The organism is Monashia sp. NPDC004114, from assembly GCF_053603855.1.
Genome location: NZ_JBSGGK010000008.1, coordinates 31,464 through 50,954, shown reverse-complemented (window position 1 = coordinate 50,954; position 19,491 = coordinate 31,464). Strand labels below are relative to the sequence as shown.

At 70.0% G+C, this 19,491-nt stretch carries 17 protein-coding genes; 9 read left to right on the top strand and 8 right to left on the bottom strand.

Annotated features, from left to right (window positions below):
* Positions 1 to 103: 103 nt before the first annotated feature.
* Entirely contained in the window at positions 104 to 943 is an 840-nt protein-coding gene (locus ACWEOW_RS12075; RefSeq protein WP_452269443.1) for a RecB family exonuclease, read from the bottom strand.
* A gap of 105 nt (positions 944 to 1,048) precedes the next feature.
* Here ACWEOW_RS12075 and ACWEOW_RS12070 point away from each other — a divergent pair, with 105 nt between their 5' ends.
* The 4 genes from ACWEOW_RS12070 (at position 1,049) to arc (ending at position 5,727) form a co-directional block, all read left to right on the top strand.
* Positions 1,049 to 2,239 (top strand): site-2 protease family protein, encoded by a 1,191-nt coding sequence (locus ACWEOW_RS12070; protein ID WP_452269442.1) that lies wholly within the window; start codon positions 1,049 to 1,051, stop codon positions 2,237 to 2,239.
* Between the two features lie 125 nt (positions 2,240 to 2,364).
* Complete coding sequence (locus tag ACWEOW_RS12065) at positions 2,365 to 2,775, top strand: single-stranded DNA-binding protein (RefSeq protein WP_452269441.1); 411 nt, start codon at positions 2,365 to 2,367, stop codon at positions 2,773 to 2,775.
* Positions 2,776 to 2,786: 11 nt separating this feature from the next.
* Entirely contained in the window at positions 2,787 to 3,893 is a 1,107-nt protein-coding gene (locus ACWEOW_RS12060; protein WP_452269440.1) for a tRNA (adenine-N1)-methyltransferase, read from the top strand.
* Between the two features lie 55 nt (positions 3,894 to 3,948).
* Positions 3,949 to 5,727 (top strand): proteasome ATPase, encoded by a 1,779-nt coding sequence (gene arc / locus ACWEOW_RS12055; RefSeq protein ID WP_452269439.1) that lies wholly within the window; start codon positions 3,949 to 3,951, stop codon positions 5,725 to 5,727.
* Positions 5,728 to 5,833: 106 nt separating this feature from the next.
* On the opposite strand, the gene ACWEOW_RS12050 is transcribed toward arc, so the two are convergent.
* Together ACWEOW_RS12050 and ACWEOW_RS12045 are read right to left on the bottom strand one after the other, a co-directional pair.
* Positions 5,834 to 6,247: a DUF3054 domain-containing protein gene (locus ACWEOW_RS12050; RefSeq protein ID WP_452269438.1), complete on the bottom strand. Its 414-nt coding sequence runs from the start codon at positions 6,245 to 6,247 to the stop codon at positions 5,834 to 5,836.
* Between the two features lie 38 nt (positions 6,248 to 6,285).
* Positions 6,286 to 7,275 (bottom strand): ribose-phosphate diphosphokinase, encoded by a 990-nt coding sequence (locus tag ACWEOW_RS12045; RefSeq protein ID WP_452269437.1) that lies wholly within the window; start codon positions 7,273 to 7,275, stop codon positions 6,286 to 6,288.
* Between the two features lie 189 nt (positions 7,276 to 7,464).
* Between ACWEOW_RS12045 and ACWEOW_RS12040 the strand changes: the two genes are divergently transcribed.
* The 5 genes from ACWEOW_RS12040 to prcA all read left to right on the top strand — a co-directional run bounded on the left by ACWEOW_RS12040 (position 7,465) and on the right by prcA (position 13,771).
* Complete coding sequence (locus ACWEOW_RS12040) at positions 7,465 to 10,089, top strand: lysylphosphatidylglycerol synthase domain-containing protein (protein ID WP_452269436.1); 2,625 nt, start codon at positions 7,465 to 7,467, stop codon at positions 10,087 to 10,089.
* A gap of 137 nt (positions 10,090 to 10,226) precedes the next feature.
* Positions 10,227 to 11,747: a depupylase/deamidase Dop gene (gene dop / locus ACWEOW_RS12035; RefSeq protein WP_452269435.1), complete on the top strand. Its 1,521-nt coding sequence runs from the start codon at positions 10,227 to 10,229 to the stop codon at positions 11,745 to 11,747.
* Between the two features lie 112 nt (positions 11,748 to 11,859).
* Positions 11,860 to 12,060, top strand: a complete 201-nt coding sequence (locus tag ACWEOW_RS12030; protein WP_452269434.1) for a ubiquitin-like protein Pup — start codon at positions 11,860 to 11,862, stop codon at positions 12,058 to 12,060.
* Complete coding sequence (gene prcB / locus ACWEOW_RS12025; RefSeq protein ID WP_452269433.1) at positions 12,057 to 12,890, top strand: proteasome subunit beta; 834 nt, start codon at positions 12,057 to 12,059, stop codon at positions 12,888 to 12,890. The genes ACWEOW_RS12030 and prcB overlap by 4 nt, the downstream gene beginning before the upstream one ends.
* Before the next feature lie 2 nt (positions 12,891 to 12,892).
* Positions 12,893 to 13,771, top strand: coding sequence for a proteasome subunit alpha (gene prcA, locus ACWEOW_RS12020; RefSeq protein ID WP_452269432.1), 879 nt, complete (start codon positions 12,893 to 12,895; stop codon positions 13,769 to 13,771).
* A 101-nt stretch (positions 13,772 to 13,872) separates the two neighbouring features.
* On the opposite strand, the gene ACWEOW_RS12015 is transcribed toward prcA, so the two are convergent.
* The 5 genes from ACWEOW_RS12015 to ACWEOW_RS11995 all read right to left on the bottom strand — a co-directional run bounded on the left by ACWEOW_RS12015 (position 13,873) and on the right by ACWEOW_RS11995 (position 19,419).
* The gene (locus tag ACWEOW_RS12015) at positions 13,873 to 15,003 is read right to left on the bottom strand and encodes a hypothetical protein (protein ID WP_452269431.1); all 1,131 of its coding nucleotides are present in this window, start codon (positions 15,001 to 15,003) and stop codon (positions 13,873 to 13,875) included.
* Between the two features lie 308 nt (positions 15,004 to 15,311).
* Entirely contained in the window at positions 15,312 to 16,271 is a 960-nt protein-coding gene (locus tag ACWEOW_RS12010) for an ABC transporter permease (RefSeq protein WP_452269430.1), read from the bottom strand.
* A gap of 9 nt (positions 16,272 to 16,280) precedes the next feature.
* Positions 16,281 to 17,315 (bottom strand): ABC transporter permease, encoded by a 1,035-nt coding sequence (locus tag ACWEOW_RS12005; protein WP_452269607.1) that lies wholly within the window; start codon positions 17,313 to 17,315, stop codon positions 16,281 to 16,283.
* A gap of 5 nt (positions 17,316 to 17,320) precedes the next feature.
* On the bottom strand, positions 17,321 to 18,418 hold the full coding sequence (locus ACWEOW_RS12000) for an ABC transporter ATP-binding protein (RefSeq protein ID WP_452269429.1): 1,098 nt from the start codon (positions 18,416 to 18,418) through the stop codon (positions 17,321 to 17,323).
* Positions 18,415 to 19,419 (bottom strand): ABC transporter ATP-binding protein, encoded by a 1,005-nt coding sequence (locus tag ACWEOW_RS11995; RefSeq protein ID WP_452269428.1) that lies wholly within the window; start codon positions 19,417 to 19,419, stop codon positions 18,415 to 18,417. The genes ACWEOW_RS12000 and ACWEOW_RS11995 overlap by 4 nt, the downstream gene beginning before the upstream one ends.
* Positions 19,420 to 19,491 lie beyond the last annotated feature (72 nt).

Genomic DNA, 19,491 nt, shown 5'->3' with positions numbered 1-19,491 from the left:
GCCCTCTCGAGGGTGCCCGTACGCGCTGGGAGGCATCTGAGTGGTTGGTGGGGACGAGCCGGTACCGGCCCCGGCGCGCCGCTCGCGTCGCCGATGTGGAGCCTCAGGAGTCGATCTCGACGAGCCCGGTGACCGAGGGGTCAAGGGCCCGCTGGGCCGAGTCTGCGGGCAGCGGGGGAGGGGTGCCGCCCCAGGCGGGGCAGAGGGACCGATGCTCGCACCAGTCGCACAGGCGGCTCGGACTCGGCCGCCAGTCCTCGGTCGCGGCCGCCCGCTCGATCGCCGCCCAGAGCGCCTTGACCTTGCGCTCGGTGCCGAGCACGTCCTGCTCGTCCGGCTCGTAAGCCACGATCTCGCTGTTGCCGAGGTAGACCAGCTGCAGCCGCTTCGGGATCTGCCCTCGAAGCCGCCACAGCACGAGCGCATAGAACTTCATCTGGAACAGCGCCTTGGCCTCGAAGCGCTCAGCCGGTGAGCGTCCCGTCTTGTAGTCGACGACGCGGATCGCCCCGCTGGGTGCGACGTCGACGCGGTCGATGTAACCACGAAGGACGAGCCCGTCGATCTCGGTCTCGACGTAGAGCTCGCGCTCGGCGGGCTCGAGGCGGGTCGGGTCCTCCAGAGCAAACCACGTCTGCAGGAGCGCTGCGGCGCCGGCGAACCACTCGTCGGTGCGGCCATCCTGCGCCGACAGCAGCTCGAGCATGGCCGGCTCCTCCCCGACGAGCCGCTCCCACTCCTGAGGCACGAGACCGACAGCGGCCGTGAGCGTGCGCTCGTCGGCAGGCAGGTCGAACAGCCGCTCGAGGACGGCGTGCACGAGCGTTCCGCGAGCCGTCGCCGGTGTGGGCGGAGACGGCAGCTTGTCGATGACCCGGAACCGGTACAGCATCGGGCAGGTCATGAAGTCCGAGGCCCGACTCGGTGACAGTGCGGAGACCATGTTGTGACTGTATGCCGCGCTGCCGACAGCTCCGGGCCGCCATCCACAGAGCCCCCACAGACCCGGCACAGGCCGTGAGTGCGCGCAGGGCTTAGGGTCTCTCCTATGAGCACTCCCGCCCGTGCGGACGCCGCCCCCGGGTGGCGGATCGGCAGCCTCGGGGGGACCCCGGTCTATCTCGGACGGTCCTGGCCGCTGCTCGTGCTGCTCATGTTCGGCCTGGTTGCACCGAGCCTGACCAGCAGTGGGCGCTCGGTGGGTTTCGCCGTCGCCGTCGCCGCCGCCAGCGCGGTGATGCTCCTGGTGTCCGTGCTCGTGCACGAGGCGGCCCACGCTCTTGCCGCTCGGGCGCGCGGGCACGGCGTCGACCGGGTGGTGGCCGACGTATGGGGCGGTCACACGGTCTACGACACCCGTGGCGTGACGCCGATGTCCACGGCGCTCATCGCCGTGGTCGGGCCGGTGTCCAACCTCCTGCTGGCCCTGGTCGCCTGGCTCCTGCAGTCGGTCGTCACGAACCAGCTCGCCAACGGCGTGCTCGACGCGATGACGTACACCAACCTGTTCGTCGGGCTCTACAACCTGCTTCCGGGCCTGCCGCTCGACGGCGGCCAGATCGTCAGCTCGCTCGTGTGGCGCGCCACCGGGCGCAAGGGAGCAGGACTCCTCGCCGCCGGCTGGCTCGGCCGCCTCGTCGCCATCGGCAGCGTGGTCTGGTTCGTTGGCATCCCGCTGCTGCAGGGCGAGCGGCCCACCGTTCTCGCTCTCGTGGTGACCGGCATGATCGGCGTGTTCCTCTGGCGCGGCGCCAACGCCTCGATCCGGTCCGGTGAGATTCACGACGCCACGTCCGGGCCCGCGGACGATGTGCTCGAGCCGCTGGTCGTGGTGCCTTCGTCGACAACCCTCGCGCAGGTCGAGCAGGGGCTTGCCACGGGCGCCTGGTCGCTCGGCGTGGGCACCGAGTCGCCCGGGCGCAGTGGTCCGTGGGTGGCCGCCGCCGACCCCAGCGGGTGGCCCGTCGGGATCGTCGACGACGATGCGGCCAAGGCAGTCCCGTCCTCGGCTCATTCGGCCACGCCGATCTCGGCGGTCACCGTGGCCCAGCCGTCGTCGTGGATCGTCGCACTGCCGGCAGCCGCCGTGCTCACGGACCTGATCCGGGTGATGAGCGAGCGCGAGCTCGGTCTTGCCGTGGTGATCGACGAGCAGACCCGACACGTGCGGGGCATGGCGACCGCGGAGCGGATCAACGACGTGGTCGGCTCGGAGCTGGCCCGGCGTTCGCGTCGCTGACCCGGTTGTCCACAACCCCATGGCTCGGGGTCCCGGTTGTCCACATGTTGCCCCGGCGCAACCGGCGACGGCGCGGTAGCGCCCCATCGTGGTGCGGACAGACTCCCGAGCACCAGGAGGTACCGATGGCCGCCCGCACCAGCCGATCCGCACCCAGACCGCCAGAGCAGGAGGCCGTCCGCAACGAGGTGGTCCTGTGGGGGCGCCTGGCCGCGGAGGCGCAGGAGCGTGAGCTCCCGAGTGGCGACGTCATCGTCACGCTGCGCGTCGTGGTCCCACGCCGTGGCGGGCCGTCGCGGCCGCGCGCGGCGACGGCAGGAGCACCCCGGCGCGCCACTGTCGACACGATCGACGTCGTCTGCTGGACCGCGGCCACCAGACGGGCCGCGCTGCGGCTCGGCGCCGGCGAGGCCATCGAGATCGGGGGTGCGCTGCGCCGGCGGTTCTTCGGTGCCGCTGTGGGCCGCCAGAGCCGCTACGAGGTCGAGGCTGGTGTCGTGCGCCGGCTGTCGGGAAGCGGCTCTGGCGCCTCCTAGACTGTGCTCCCATGAGCGACGTCCCGAAACCCCACACCACCGGCGTCGCCCACAACCGCCGTGGGTCGTTCGAGCCCGGTGAGCGGGTCCAGCTGACCGACCCCAAGGGCCGGCTTCACACGATCACCCTCGAGCCCGGGCGCGAGTTCCACACCCATCGCGGGTTCCTGCGGCACGACGACGTCATCGGTGCGCCCGACGGCTCCGTCGTCACGAACACGGCCGGAGTCGAGTACCTCGCGCTCCGGCCGTTGCTCAGCGACTACGTCATGTCGATGCCACGGGGCGCCGCGGTCGTCTATCCCAAGGACTCGGGCCAGATCGTCCAGATGGCCGACATCTTCCCTGGAGCGACCGTCGTCGAGGCGGGGGTCGGCAGCGGCGCGCTGTCGATGTCGCTCCTGCGTGCGATCGGCGAGGAGGGTCGGCTCCTGTCCTTCGAACGGCGCGACGACTTCGCCGAGATCGCCAAGGGCAACGGACGGGCGTTCTTCGGAGGTGACCACCCGGCGTGGACCATCACCGTGGGTGACCTCGTCGACACCCTGCCGCAGGTCACCGATGCCGGTTCCGTCGACCGCGTCGTGCTCGACATGCTCGCGCCGTGGGAGTGCCTCGACGTCGTCGCCGACGCGCTCATCCCCGGCGGGGTCCTGATCTGCTACGTCGCGACCACCACCCAGCTGAGCCGCGTCGCGGAGGGGATGCGGGCGCACGGCGGTTTCACCGAGCCCAGCGCCTGGGAGTCGCTCGTGCGCGGGTGGCATCTCGAGGGGCTGGCCGTGCGCCCGCAGCACCGCATGCACGGCCACACGGGCTTCCTCATCACGACCCGGCGCCTTGCACCGGGCGTGGAGCCCCCGGAGCGCAAGCGTCGACCCGCCAAGGGAGCCTACGGCCAGGTCGACGGCCGGCCAGGCGACGCGGGTCCCGACTCCGGCGACCCCGAGGGCGCCCTGGATGCAGCTGAGGTCGCCTCCGTCCCTGGCTCGACGGTCTCGACCGACATCCCCGCCGATGCGTGGACAGCAGAGGCTCTGGGTATGCGCGTCAAGAGCGAGAAGACGATCCGACGCGTGCGTCGATCACTGGCTGAAACGTCCGACGACATCGGCTGATCGCGAGTTAGGGTCGAATCGTCACGTTGTGTGAGTGACGGATGAGGAGGCCGAGATGTCAGACGACGTCCGCAACCAAGGTCCTACCGGTGCCCGGGGGCCCGGTTCCCACGAGTCCGGGGCCCCGGGGGCGGGGGAGCGAGAGCTCTCCGCGCTGCGCGCCGAGGTCGAGTCTCTTCGGGACGCCGCCCGTATGTCACCACAGCGAACGCGTGAGCTCGAGGCACGGCTGGCCCATGTCCAGACGAGCCTGGCGACGCTCTCGACGCAGAACGAGCGCCTCGTGCGCACGCTCAAGGACGCTCGCGAGCAGATCGTCACCCTGAAGAAGGAGGTCGACCGGCTGGCCCAGCCGCCGAGCACGTACGGCTTCGTGGTCGACGCGCCGGAGGACGGCAGCATCGACATCCTCACTGGCGGTCGAAAGATGCGTGTCGCCATCAGCCCTTCGGTCGACCAGGCCGAGCTCGGCCTTGGCCGCGAGGTCATGCTCAACGAGGCTCTCAACGTGGTGTCGGTGCACGGCTATGAGCGCGTCGGCGAGGTGGTCACGGTCAAGGAGCGCCTCGACCAGGACCGAGTCGTCGTGGTCACACACGGCGACGAGGAGAGGGTGTGCCGCCTGGCGAACCCCCTTCTCGCAGAGCGCATCCGAGTTGGTGACTCGCTCGCCCTCGACCCCCGCTCCAACTTCGTGCACGAGGTCATCCCGAAGCTCGAGGTCGAGGAGCTCGTGCTCGAGGAGGTGCCGGACGTCGCCTACGAGGACATCGGTGGCCTAGCCGGGCAGATCGAGCAGATCCGCGACGCGGTCGAGCTGCCGTTCCTGCACCCCGAGCTGTTCAAGGAGCACGCGCTCAAGCCGCCCAAGGGCGTCCTGCTCTACGGCCCGCCCGGCTGCGGCAAGACGCTCATCGCCAAGGCCGTGGCCGCGTCACTGGCTCGCCAGGTGGCCGAGCGCAGCGGCGAGCCACCGACGCGGAGCTACTTCCTCAACATCAAGGGTCCGGAGCTGCTCAACAAGTACGTCGGTGAGACCGAGCGACACATCCGTCTGATCTTCCAGCGGGCTCGCGAGAAGGCCTCCGACGGCACACCGGTCGTGGTCTTCTTCGACGAGATGGACTCCCTTTTCCGCACCCGCGGCTCCGGGGTGTCCAGTGACGTGGAGACGACGATCGTGCCCCAGCTGCTGGCCGAGATCGATGGCGTGGAGCGGCTCGACAACGTCATCGTCATCGGTGCCTCGAACCGCGAGGACATGATCGACCCGGCGATCCTGCGCCCGGGCCGCCTCGACGCCAAGATCAAGATCGAGCGGCCCGACGCCGAGAGCGCCCGGGACATCTTCAGCAAGTACCTCACCACGTCCCTGCCGCTGCACGAGCACGACCTGTCGGTGCACGGTGGCGACCGCGACGCGACCGTCGAGGCGATGATCACGGCGGCCGTCGAGCGGATGTACTCCGAGATGGAGGAGAACAGGTTCCTCGAGGTCACCTACCAGGGCGGTGACAAGGAGATCCTCTACTTCAAGGACTTCAACTCCGGCGCGATGATCCAGAACATCGTCGACCGGGCCAAGAAGCTGGCCATCAAGGACTTCCTCACGACCGCCCAGAAGGGCATCCGCGTCGAGCACCTGCTGGCCAGCTGTGTCGATGAGTTCAAGGAGAACGAGGACCTGCCCAACACGACCAACCCGGACGACTGGGCCAGGATCAGCGGCAAGAAGGGCGAGCGGATCGTTTACATCCGGACGCTCATCAAGGGCAAGGACGGCACCGAGCCGGGTCGCTCCATCGCGACCGCCAACACCGGCCAGTACCTCTGATCGACCGCAGGACGCACCCGCACGGAGCACCCACCCGAGCAGGGTGGGTGCTCCCGGGGTCGCTCGAAGGTCGAGCGGCGGCATACGACCCGGCGGCGCGCTGATCTCACGTGTCGTCGGCGTGGGCACCCACACGCGGTCGCGCGGTGCGGCGGGCGGCAAACGCCGCGAGCGCCCGCCATCCCAGGAGCAGCAGGGCGAGCACGAGCGCTGCCACGACGACGAAGCTCGGCGCGGTGCCCGAACCGGTGGCGCGGCGAAGGACCATTCCGATGACCAGGGTTGCGAACCACACCGTGATCCCCGGGCCGACGTCGACCGGCCAGCCCTTGCGCAGCATCCGGACGACCAGCCACCCGACGACCGTGCCGACGAGGAACGGCCAGGCAGTCTGCAGCGACCCGAGGACGGGGTTCGCCTCGTCGTGGCTGGCCCGGCCGATCGCGGCGAACACGATGACCAGCAGGACGTCGAGCAGGAACGCCACGACCGGGCGGCGCAGTGCGGCAAGGGTTTTCATGAACGGGCCATCACGAGGGCTGTCACCTGGGGCCCTGCTCACGCCGACGTCTCGAACGGCAGCCTGGCCTGCGGTGGTGCGTGCATCGGGTCCACGCCCTCGAACAGGGAGCTGATCGACCGGCCGTGATGGATGCGGCTGATCGCCTCGGCGAAGAGTGCCGCGACGGACCGCACCTTGAGCTCGGGCCACCCTTGCGGGGCGGGAACAGTGTCGGTGGTCACGACCTCCGTGACGAATGGGTGCCCGCGCAGCCGTTCGACGGCCTTGCCGGCGAAGAGGCCATGTGTGCAGACGATGGCCGCCTCGGTGGTACCGGCGTCCTTGAGCCGGTCGAGCAGCTCGAGCATGGAGCCTCCGGTGGCGATCTCGTCGTCGAGGATGATGGCGCGACGGCCGGACACGTCACCGACGATCGACTCGATGACGACCCGGTCGTCGGCTACCCGCTGCTTCGACCCGGCCGCCACGGGCAGTCCGAGGAGCCGCGCGAACTGCGTCGCCACCTTGGCGTTGCCGAGGTCGGGGCTGACGACGACGCCGTTGCGCAGGTCCCGGTCGCGGAAGTGGTCAGCAAGAACCCCGATCGCCGTGAGGTGGTCGACCGGGGTTGAGAAGAAGCCATGGACCTGAGGTGCGTGAAGGGCCATCGTCAGCACCCGATGTGCACCGGCCGTCGAGATCATGTCGGCCACGAGCCGGCCGCCGAGCGAGATGCGCGAGGCGTCCTTCTTGTCCGAGCGGGCGTAGGCGTAGTGCGGCATGACGGCGGTGATCTGCGCCGCCGACGCGCCCCGCGCGGCATCGATCATCAGCAGCAGCTCCATGAGGTGCTCCTGGGTCGGTGGCACGAGCGGCTGGATGAGGTAGACGTCCCGCTGTCGGCAGTTGGCGAGCAGCTGCGCCTGCAGGCAGTCGTTGCTGAAACGCTTGATGTCTACCGGGGACCTCGTCACCCCGAGATGGGCACAGATCCGGTCGGCAAGCGACGGATGCGCAGAACCGCTGAACACGACGACATCGTTCATTCGAGCCATCCCTCTCGAGAAGCGCGTGCGATTCGCAGACTATCCGACCGGGGCAAGGTCTGCGCGACCCTCTGGGCCCCCTGTGGACATCCTCCCGTGTGTGTCTCAGGTTCCGCTGAGAGTGTGTCCAGCACGACCTCAGACGCGTCGTAGCGGTACGTTCTGAGCCGACTGAGGCACGATGAGGGCGTGTCAACCGAACACGAGGCAGCGAAGGCGCTCGCCGGACCGCCTTCGAGGGTGGCTGGGCGAGCAGAGGGGAGCGAGGTGCCGGACGCCGAGGGCGCGGACAGGCTGGACCGATCAGACGAGCGCGACAGCTCGGACCTGCTCGGCTCAGCGCCCCCGCCCGCGGGCCCCAACGAGCCGGGCGACCCGGGCGACCCGGGCGACCCGGGCGGCCCCGGCCCCGCGGACCAGGGAAGCGGTTCGGCACAGCCCGACCTGCCGGTCGACGTCGTCGAGCCCCCGATCCCGGAGCGTGTCCGTCGCCCCGCGGACGGCGTGCGGCTCGCGGTGGCGGTCGTCCTGCTCGTCGTGGGGCTCCTCGTGGCCGAGCTCGCAGCCGGCACCCGTGGCGCCGTCGAGCAGGACCTCACCGAGGCCACGAGTGGCCTGCCACGCCTGTTGCTGACGCTGCTCGGCTGGGCGAGTGGCATCGGGGTCCTGCTGCTGCCCATCGGCATCGGCGTGGACCTGGTGGTCCGGCGGCGTCCGATGCAGCTCATCCAGGCACTCGGCGCTGCGGTGGTCGCAGGGGTGCTCGTCATCGTCCTGACCATCCTCGTGTCCTCCGGCAACGGTGGTTTCCTCACCGACCTGCTCACCAGGCCCGCGTCCACCTCGACCGGACGCACCGGCCCGCTCGACATCGTGGTCGTCTCGATGGTGGCGCTGATCACGGTCGCCGACATCTCTGGGCGCAAGTGGATCTCGCCGATCGCGACGATCGTCGTGCTCGCGACGCTGGTCACGACGCTGCTGTCGGGAGTGATGACGCTCGCGGCGCTGATCAGCTCGCTGCTGCTGGGCTGGATCGTGGGCCTCGCCTTCCGGCTCGCCTTCGGGGTGACCTCGACGCGGCCGCCGGGCACCGAGGTGGGCCGGGTGCTCGTGGCCACGGGTATGCCGCTTCGCCGGCTCGAGCTCATCGACGCCAACGACGCCGGTGACAGGCGGTATGCCGGCACGACCGACGACGGGCCCGTGGACGTCCACGTGATCGACCGAGACACCTTCGGGCTGGCGTCCGGACGCCGGCTGTTGCGCGTCCTTCGGCTCCGCAGCGGGTTCACCCGGCCACCGTCGTTCACGCTGCGGGCAGAGCTCGAGCATCGCACCCTGATGGGGCTGCTCCTGCACGAATCGGGCATCGCGGCGCCGCGACCTGTGGCGGTGAGCGAGGTCGGTGCCTTCTCGGCGGTGATCGCCTACGTCGAGCCGTCGGGGCGGCCGATCGGTGAGGTGGGGGAGGAGGTCACCGACGCCCAGCTCGCGTCGACGTGGCGGATGGCGCAGACCCTGATCCGTCGTCGCGTGGTGCACCGTGCCTTCAGCCCGACGACGGTCCTCGTCGACGACGACGGTGGCGTGGCGCTCGCCCGGCTCGGCAGCGGGGACCTCGCGGCCGACGACATCAGCCTGCGGATCGACCTCGCCCAGCTGCTCACCACGGTCGGTCTCGCGGTGGGGCCAGAGCGCGCGGTCGACTCGGCGGTCGCCGTGCTCGGCGAGGAGGCAGTCGTCCGGGCGGCACCGCTGCTGCAGTCGGTCGCCCTCAGCCCGGACACGCGAGCGGCGATCAAGGGGCACAAGGGAATCCTGGGTGAGCTGCGCGAGCGAGTCGTCGCCCTGCGGCCGTCGAAGGCCGCAGCCGAGCCCATCCAGCTGCGCCGAGTCACGCTGCGCGGCCTGGTCACCCTGGTGGGGGGCGGGGTAGCGGCCTACCTCATCCTCACCCAGCTGGCGAAGGTCGACTTCGGCCAGGTCATCGTCGGCGCCGACTGGCGCTGGGCCGGGCTGTTGCTGCTGTTCGCGGCTGCCACCTTCGCAGGAGCCTCGGTGGCCCTGGCGGGCGCAGTCGAGATCCACCTGCGCTTCGTCCGGACGTACATGACGCAGCTCGCCGTCGCCTTCAGCGGGCTGGTCGCCCCCGCGGCCGTCGGCAACATCGCCCTCAACACCCGCTACCTGCAGACATCGGGCCTGACGCCGACCGTGGCCGGCGCGAGCGTCGGTGTCGCCCAGGTGGCCCAGTTCTGCTCGTACTTCGCGCTCCTCGTCATCTCGGGTGTCCTCGCCGGCACGGGACCTGCGGTGTCGTTCAGCCCGTCACCCGTGCTCGTGGCCGCGATCCTCATCGTTGTCATCGTCATCCTCGTGCTGGTGGCCGTGCCACGGGTGCGTGCGCTCATCACGGACCGCGTCATGCCGCAGATCCGCTCGGCGCTGCCACAGGTGCTTCGCGTGCTCCAGCACCCGAAGAAGCTCGTCCAGCTGCTCGGCGGCGCCCTGCTGCTCGACATGTCGTTCGTGGCCGCCCTGGTGTGCGCGACGAGGGCGTTCGGCGCCGAGGCGCCGGTCGCCGCCATCGCGGTCGTCTACTTCGCCGGAGCCATCATCGGGTCTGCGGTGCCGACGCCCGGAGGCCTCGGCGGCATCGAGGCCGCGATGTCTGCGGGCCTGATCGCCATCGGCGTGGACGGCGGCACCGCTGTGTCCGCCGTGCTGCTGTACCGCCTCGCGACGTACTGGCTGCCCATCCCGTTCGGCTGGGTCTCGCTCAACCGACTCCAGAGGATCGGGGCCCTCTGACCTGGGGCAGCCGGCATACGGCTGGTGTCGCCCCGGCCCGCAGCGCGGGGATCAGGCGGGGCGATCCAGGTCCGGGAGCGGGTCACCATGTGGTGCCGCCGGAGCCGCCCAGCCGTCCGCCGGTTATCGTCCTGACCATGACGGTGCGTCGGATCATGGGCCTGGAGACGGAGTACGGCATCTCGGTGCCGGGCGACCCGCTGGCCAACCCGATGTTCCTGTCCGGCCAGGTCGTCAGCGTGTATGCCGCGTCGCAGGGCATCCGCTCCAACCAGTCGAGCTGGGACTACGCCTTCGAGGACCCGCTGCGTGACGCCCGCGGGTGGCAGCTCGACCGGCAGACCGCGGATCCCAGCCAGCTGACCGACATCGAGGACCCGACGCTGGCCAACGTCGTGCTGACCAACGGCGCGCGCTACTACGTCGACCACGCGCACCCGGAGTACAGCTCACCCGAGGTCACCCTCCCGCGGGACGCCGTCATCTGGGACCGGGCCGGTGATGCGATCGCCCTGGAGTCGGTGCGGCTGCTCGCCGAGCGCCCGGGGCAGGCGCCGGTCAACCTGTACAAGAACAACGCCGACGGCAAGGGCCAGTCCTACGGCACCCACGAGAACTACCTCATGCCGCGCCGGACGGCCTTCCCCGACATCGTCCGCCACCTCATCCCGTTCTTCGTGACGCGGCAGGTCGTGTGTGGGGCGGGTCGGGTCGGGCTGGGCGTCGACAGCCGCGGAGCGGGGTACCAGATCTCCCAGCGGGCCGACTTCTTCGAGACCGAGGTCGGCCTCGAGACCACCCTCAAGCGACCCATCATCAACACCCGCGACGAGCCGCACGCCGTGGCTGACCGCTACCGCCGCCTGCACGTCATCATCGGCGACGCCAACCACCTCGACGTCGCGTCGCTGCTCAAGACCGGCACCACCTCGCTCGTGCTCGGGATGATCGAGGACGGGCACCTCACCGAGGACTGGTCGATCCGGCGCCCCGTCGCGACCCTGCAGGCCGTGTCGCACGACCCGTCGCTCAAGGCGACCTTCGAGCTGACCGACGGCCGCCAGGTCTCGGCTCTCGACGTGCAGTGGATGTACCTCGAGGCCGCTCGGGCCTGGCTCGACCGCCGTGGCGACGACCCGGAGCCCGAGGCGACCCGCGAGGTGATGGCGTACTGGGAGGATGTCCTGACCCGCCTCGGCACCGATGTCATGTCGTGCGCGCCCATGCTCGACTGGGTCGCCAAGCTCCAGCTTCTCGAGGGCTACCGAGCCCGTGACGGCCTCGCGTGGGACGACCACCGCCTCGCGGCCATCGACATCCAGTGGGCCGACGTGCGACCGGAGAAGGGGCTCGTGCACCGCCTGCGGGACCGAGGGCGACTGCATGACCTCGTGAGCCCTGAGGAGATCAAGTCGGCCCAGACGACGCCTCCTGAGGACACCCGGGCGTGGTTCCGCGGCACCTGTGTGCGCCGGTTCACCCAGCAGGTCTTCTCGGCCAGCTGGGACTCTGTCGTCTTCGACGTGCCCGGCCACGCCAGCCTGCAGCGCGTGCCGATCCTCGAGCCCGAGCGGGGGACCAGAGCGCAGGTCGGCACGCTGCTCGAGGAGAGCCCCGACGTGACGGCGCTGCTTCGGGGTCTGTCCACCCCGGAGTGAGATCCCTGTGGAGTGAGATCCCCTTCGGACTGAGATGCGGTGCGCTGAGCGGGCGGGCCCACGCGTTAGGGTCAGAGGTGAGAGGTACTCACACACGTCCTGGGAGGTGGCCATGGCCGGTCAAGAGCACGTCAAGCCGCAGCGTCGCGACGAGGAGCCGCCCGAGGCGCCAGAGACTCCGCCCCCGGCCGGTGCCGCGGTCAAGGAGGGCCTGACCGACGACATCGACAGCGTCCTCGACGAGATCGACGGGGTGCTCGAGTCCAACGCCGAGGAGTTCGTGCGCGGGTTCGTCCAGAAGGGCGGCCAGTGACGAACCACGCCTCGGGGCGTCCACGGCGCCTCGACGACGCCTACCTCGCCGCGGGCTCGTCATCGTTCACGGAGTTCGTCGCGTCCTACCGTCCGGAGGTGCTCCCGACGGGTCGACGCCTTCCCTCGGGCGCCAGCCTCGAGGCCCCGCACGGCACCACGATCGTGGCCCTGCTCTACGACGGTGGCGTGGTCATGGCGGGTGACCGGCGCGCCACCATGGGCACGCTGATCGCGAACCGAGACATGGAGAAGGTCTTCGTCGCCGACGAGTACAGCGTCGTCGGGATCGCCGGCACGGCCGGCGTCGCGATCGAGCTCGTCCGGCTCTACCAGGTCGAGCTCGAGCACTACGAGAAGATCGAGGGCGCCATCATGTCGCTCGAGGGCAAGGCGAACCGCCTCGCCTCGATGATCCGGGGCAACCTCGCCCTCGCGATGCAGGGTCTGACCGTCGTGCCGACCTATGCCGGGTTCGACCTCGACACCGCAGTCGGGCGGATCTACTCCTACGACGTCACGGGCGGGTGCTACCAGGAGAACGGGCACCACTCCACCGGCTCGGGCTCGGTCTTCGCGCGCGGGGCGCTCAAGAAGCTGTGGCGGCCCGGCCTCACCGAGCAGCAGGCGGTGGGCGTCGCGATCGAGGCGCTCTACGACGCCGCGGACGACGACTCCGCCACCGGTGGACCGGACCTTGGCAGGCAGATCTGGCCCACCGTGGCCGTCGTCGACCACGCCGGGGCTCACTTCGTCGACCGCGAGGTCCTGCACACCCATGTGCAGCAGGTGGTCGATGCGCGCCGCGACAACCCCGGAGGTGCGCGATGACCATGCCTTTCTACGTCCCCCCAGAGCAGGTCATGAAGGACCGGGCCGACTTCGCGCGCAAGGGAATTGCTCGCGGTCGCTCGGTCATCGTGCTCGGCTACGACAAGGGGATCGCCTTCGTCGCCGAGAACCCCTCCCGGGCCCTGCACAAGGTGTCGGAGATCTACGACCGCATCGCGTTCGCCGCGGTCGGCCGGTACAACGAGTTCGAGAGCCTGCGCGTTGCCGGGATCCGGTATGCCGACCTGCGTGGCTACTCCTACGACCGCACCGACGTGACCGCGAGGGCCCTGGCCAACACCTACGCCCAGACCCTCGGCGCGATCTTCACCCAGGAGTCCAAACCGTTCGAGATCGAGATCGTGGTCGCCGAGGTCGGCGTCACGACCGAGGACGACCAGATCTTCCGGCTCACCTATGACGGGTCGGTCGCCGACGAGCAGGGCTTCGTCGCGATGGGCGGCGCGAGCGACGCGGCGGAGGAGCGACTCGGCACCGCCTGGCGCCCAGGCCTCACGCTCGGCGAGGCGCTCAAGGTCGCTGTCGACGTGCTCGGCGCCGGTGACAACGGCGAGCGTCGCTCCCTCGACGCCTCTCAGCTGGAGGTAGCGGTCCTCGACCGCGACCGGCCGCGCCGCTCGTTCCGTCGCATCATCGGCCCGCTGCTCGGCCGGCTGCTCAGCGCGGACGACCCGACGTCCGACGCCCCACCTGTCGACGAGCACCATCCGGGTCATCCCGAGGTTCTCGACGGCGCCACCGACGAAGCCAGCGACGCCCCCGGCAGCGATACCGACCCCGGACCCGACCCTGGACCCGGCACCGGGACGGACCGTCCGGGCGACCCCCTCGCCGAGGGCGGGGCGCAGGACCCCGCCTGACGGCATACCCGGTCGACGAGGGGCACGGGCCCCGGACGCGGAGCATGACGAAGGCCGCCCACCACGTGTGGTGGGCGGCCTTCGGTCATCGACCGGACGGGTCAGCCGTGCGCGGCGACCTTCTCGCCCTGCGGGCCACGCTCGTAGTACGACGCCTCGTCGGAGCCGTAGGAGCCGTCCTCGGCCGCCTCGCCCTCGGCGGGCTGCTCAGCCGGCGCCGCCTGCTCGGCCTCGGCGCGCGGGGCCTCCTTGGCGGGCTCCTCCGCCGGTGCCGGGGTGGGCTGGGCGTTCGGGGCAGCCTTGTCGGGCGCAGCGAGCGACTCCATCAGGCTGCCGCCACCGAGGGTGGCGAGCATCTGGCGGACGTTGCCGAGCTGGGCCGTGATGCTGTCGCGCTGCGCGGTCGTCGCGGCGAGCTCGCGCTCGGACTCCTCGCGGATGCGGCCGGCGTGGTCGCGCGCCTCGGACACGATGGTGTCGGCCTGGCTCTGCGAGGTCTGGAGCAGTCGCTCGGCCTTGGCGCGCATCTCCGTGGCGTCGCGCTCGGCGCGCTCGGTGACCTGGCGCAGGCGCCCCTCCGACTCGGCGAGCAGCGACTCCTGCTGAGCCCGGCGCGTCTCGAACTCGTGGTCCGCCGACTCGCGGCGGGCGGCGAGCTTGACCTCGAGCTCCGCGGAGGCCGTGGAGGCGCGCAGGCGGTGCGCCTCGAACTCGGCGGCCGCCTCTTGGCGCTGAGCCGCCGTGACGCTCTGCGCCTCGGCGACGATGGCCTGCGCCTCGCGGTTGGCCTGGGCGATGATCCGCACGGCCTCGTCGTCGGCGCGCGTGCGGGCCTGCTCGGCGTAGGTGGCGGTCGTGGACTTCAGGTCCGCGGCCGCGCGGTTGGCGCGCTCGCGGATCTCGTCAGCCTCGCCCGTGGCCCCGGCGCGCATGTCCGACGCCTCCTGCTCGGCCAGCATGAGAATCTGGCCGATGCGCTCACCGAGGTCGGCGAAGGTCTGGGTCGGGGCAGCGGAGGCGTTCTTCTTGAGGTCGGCCATGGCCCGCGACTGCTGACCGAGCTGTCCCCGCAAGTCGGTCAGCGCCGCGTTGAGCTTGGTCAGCTCGACACTGCGCTCGGCAGCATCCTTCTTCGCTGCCTGAAGGGTTCGGTTCTGCGACTCGATGAAGGCGTCGACCTCCTCGGGCTCGTAACCACGGCGGGAGAACTTGAAGTTGGGTCTGTCGATCATTTCCATCCAATGCAGGGGGAGGTGGAGGGCTATTCGTGAGGGGACAGCCGCCATTGTGGCAGGCCGCATCTGTGTGAGTATCACAGACCTCGGCGCGGCGTCTCGCCCCCCGTTCAGATCGTCTCGACAACGAGACCTGACACGCCCGAATGCTGGTCTCCCACCCCTCGGACGTCCCGTATGCCGCCTGGAAGGCCCATAATGCCGCCTGGACGGCCCGTGCGCTCCCGAAGCCATGCGGGAACGCCCGGAAGGGTGGGGCCGGATGCCCACGCCCCTCAGGGCGCCCTACAGGTGGATCCCGCCGGTCAGTGCAGGCGGACCCGGGGGTCGAGGACGGCATACAGGATGTCGACGACGATGTTCGCGACCACGACGGCCAGGGACGCGAACAGCACGATCCCGATGATGACCGGCAGGTCCTGCTGGTTGATCGCGTCGATGGCCGTCTTGCCCAGGCCCGGCAGTGAGAACACCGTCTCCGTCACCACGACGCCGCCGAGGAGCGCACCGACGTCGATGCCGAACTGCGTGACGATGGGGGTCATCGCGGCCCGGAGGGCGTGGCGGGTGATGACGCGGTTCTCCCCGATGCCCTTGGAGCGGGCCGTACGGACGTAGTCCTCACCGAGGACGTCGAGCATCGAGGCTCGGGTCAGGCGCGTGTACGTCGCCGCGGAGACCAGGGCCAGGGTCAGCCAGGGAAGGACCATGTGAATGAACCACTGGGTGGGGTCCTCGGAAAACGGTATGTAGCCACCTGGCGGGAAGATCGCGAACCCGGCCAGGGTCAGCCGGAAGTACAGGAAGTACAGCAGCAGCAGGCCCAGCAGAAAGGTCGGCATGGAGTAGAACAGCAGGCTCGTCGCCGTCAGCGAGCGGTCCAGGAACGAGCGCGGCCGCACGGCCGAGAGGACGCCGTTGGTGACACCGAGCACGAGCCAGATGATGGCGCCGCCGATGACGACGGACAGCGTGATCGGCAGGGCCGCGGCGATGATCTGCGTGACGGGCTGCTGGTGGTAGTAGTCGTAGCCCAGGTCGCCATGCAGCAGGTTGCCGAGGAAGTCGAGGTACTGCCTCCACACCGGCTGGTCCAGGCCCAGCCGGTGCGAGATCAGGGCCACGGTCTCGGGGGTCGCCTGCCGACCGGCGAGGGTGCGGGCGACGTCGTTGGGTGCGATGAAGAACAGCGCGAACACCGCGATGGTGATCAGCCACATGACGAGGATCCCGAGGGCGATGCGGCGGATGAGGAATCGGGACACGGGAGCCTCCTACTCGGCGAGGATCTTCTCGTCGGACAGGACGACCGCCTCGGACTCCGTCTCGGCGGTCATCCTGTCGCTGCGTGGGTCGAACGCGTCCCGGACGCCGTCACCGAAGAGGTTGAAGGCGAGCGTCGTGATGAGCAGAGCAAGTCCGGGGAAGACGACGAACCACCACGCGACCGTGTAGTAGTTCTGCGAGTCGCTGATCATCCCGCCCCAGTCGGCGGTGGGCGGCGGGAGCCCGAGCCCGAGGAAGCTCAGGGTCGCCTCGACGACGATGACCACCGGGATGAGCAGGGACGCGTAGACGATGACCGGCGCGAGGATGTTGGGCAGGATGTCCACGAACATGATGCGGTTGTCCGAGGCGCCGAGCGACCTTGCGGCTTCGACGAACTCACGTTCTCTGAGCGACAGGACCTGCCCTCTGACGATACGGGCGACCGAGGCCCAGCTGAAGAAGCCGATGACGAGCACTGTGACGAGCAGGCTGGGGCCCGTGATCGAGACCAGCGCAACGGCCACCAGGATGAACGGGATAGACAGCACCACGTCGATGAGACGCGCCAGCAGCGTGTCGACGAGGCCGCCGAGGAAGCCTGCGGCGAGACCGACGATGACCCCGATGATGACGGTCAGCGCCGTCGCGACCACACCGACAAGCAGGGAAATCCTTGCCCCATAAGCGATTCGAACAAGAATGTCACGGCCGAGGTCGTCCGTCCCGAGCCAGAACTCCTTCGAGGGGGGCGTTGGCAGACCGTCCGCGGTCAGGCCGGTCTGGCGGTACTGCTCGTTGACCGGGTGGCCCGTGATCGCGGCGAACACGGGCGCGAAGATCGCCATCAGCAGGATCAGGAAGATGACGACCAGGGAGATCATCGCGACGCGGTCGCGTCGCAGCCGCTGCCAGGCGAGCAGCCAGGGGCTACGTCCCTCGATGCTCTTCTGGCCGGTCTGGCCGGCGCCACCCGGGCCGACCTGTGCCTCGGGCGTGGGCTCGGGGGTTCCCGCGCCGGATGACGTCGAGGTCGGAATCATGCCGCTCACGATGCTTTCCCTTCAGGTGCAGTGTCGGCTGTGAGGGACCCGTCGCCTGCGGGGTCGATCTCGGTGTCGGAGATCTGCGGGTGCGACGCCGCGAGGTCCTCGCCCACCTCGAGCGGGTGGTGGCAGGCGGTCCGGTGGTCGTCCGGGTCGCCGAGGACGGGAACGAGAGCTGGCGCGGTCGCGACACAGTCGCTGCGCGCCTTGGGGCACCGGGTGTGGAAGTGGCAGCCGGTCGGCGGGTTGGTCGGCGACGGCAGGTCGCCGTAGAGGATGGTCCGCTCGCGGCTGTCGGCGATGTCCGGGTCCGGTACCGGGAGGGCGGACAGGAGCGCGCGCGTATAGGGGTGCCGGGTCTTGGCGAAGAGCTCCTCCGTCGGCCCGATCTCGACGACTCGGCCGAGGTACATCACGGCCACGCGGTCGCTCACGTGCCGGATCACGGACAGGTCGTGCGAGATGAACAGGTAGGTGAGGCCGAAGTCCTCCTGCAGGTCGATGAGCAGGTTGATGATCTGGGCCTGGATCGACACGTCGAGCGCCGACACCGGCTCGTCGCAGATCACGAGGCGGGGCTGCAGCGCCAGGGCCCGCGCGACCCCGATGCGCTGCCGCTGGCCGCCGGAGAACTCGGCGGGGAAGCGGTTGTAGTGCTCCGGGTTGAGGCCGACGCGCTCCATCAGCTCCTGGACCTTGCGCTTGACCTCCTTCGACGTGCCGAGCGAGTGGATGACGAAGGGGTCGCCGATGATCGACCCGACCCGGCGGCGCGGGTTCAACGAGCCGTACGGGTCTTGGAAGATGACCTGGACCTCACGGCGGACCTCGCGCAGCTGGCTGCGGGACAGGTTGGTGATGTCGCGGCCGTCGAAGACGACCTTGCCTCCGCTGAGGTCGTAGAGACGGGCGATGCACCGCGCAAGCGTCGACTTGCCGCACCCTGTCTCGCCGACGAGCCCGAGGGTCTCGCCCGGCTGGATCTCCAGAGACACGTTGTCGACCGCGTGGACGTCGTCGTGGGAGCCACGCCGCAGACCCCCGGTCTTGACCGGGAACGTCTTCGAGACCTGGTCGGCAATGAGCAGCGGCTCGGTCATGCGGACTCCTTCGCAAGGTCCTGCCCCATCGATGCGGCGTCCTTCGGCAGGAAGCAGGCGGAGGTGTGCTCAGGGTCGTTCGCGACAGGCTCGAGCGCCGGCAGCTCCTGCCAGCAGCGGTCGAACACGTCCGGGCAGCGGGGCGCGAACGGGCACCGGACCGGCGGGCTGATGAGGGACGGCGGCGTGCCGCCGATCGGCGTGAGGCGCTCCCTGGCCCCACCCTGGGCAGGCAGCGACGCGAGCAGTCCCTTCGTGTAGGGGTGGTGTCCCAGGTAGAAGACGGTGCGGCGGGGGGCGCGCTCCATGGCCCGGCCGGCATACATGACGACGACGTCGTCCGACATCTCGGCCACGACCCCGAGGTCGTGGGTGATGAGGATGATCGCCGTGCCGAACTCCTCCTGGAGCCGGCGCATGACGCCCAGCACCTGGGCCTGGACGGTCACGTCGAGCGCGGTCGTCGGCTCGTCGGCGATGAGCAGTGCCGGGTCGAGTGCCATGGCCATGGCGATCATGACGCGCTGGCGCATGCCGCCGGAGAACTGGTGCGGGTAGTCGTCGAGACGCTGCGCGGCGTTCGGGATGCCGACGAGACCGAGCAGTTCGGCCGCCCGGGCCCGCGCGGTCGCCGTGGAGGTGTTGCTCCGGTGGGCCCGGATCATCTCGACGATCTGCCAGCCCACCGAGTAGTAGGGGTGCAGGCTGGACAGCGGGTCCTGGAAGATCATCCCGATCCGCGCACCGCGGATCTGCTGGAGCGTCTTGGTCGAGGCGCCGATGAGCTCGACGCCGTCGAACTTGGCCGAGCCCGACACGCGCGCTCCGCGGGTCAGGCCGGTGATGGTCTGGGTGGCGACGCTCTTGCCCGAGCCGGACTCACCGACGATGGCGAGCGTGCTCGCACGCTCGACGTCGAACGAGAGCCCGCGCACGGCCTGGACGACGCCGTCGGGGGTGTTGAACGAGACCGTGAGGTCGCGTACCTCGAGCAGTGCCATGGGACACGCCTTCCGATGACGGGTTGTGGGACGGTCACGCGGCTGCCCGAGCCGGCCGACGGGATATGCCGT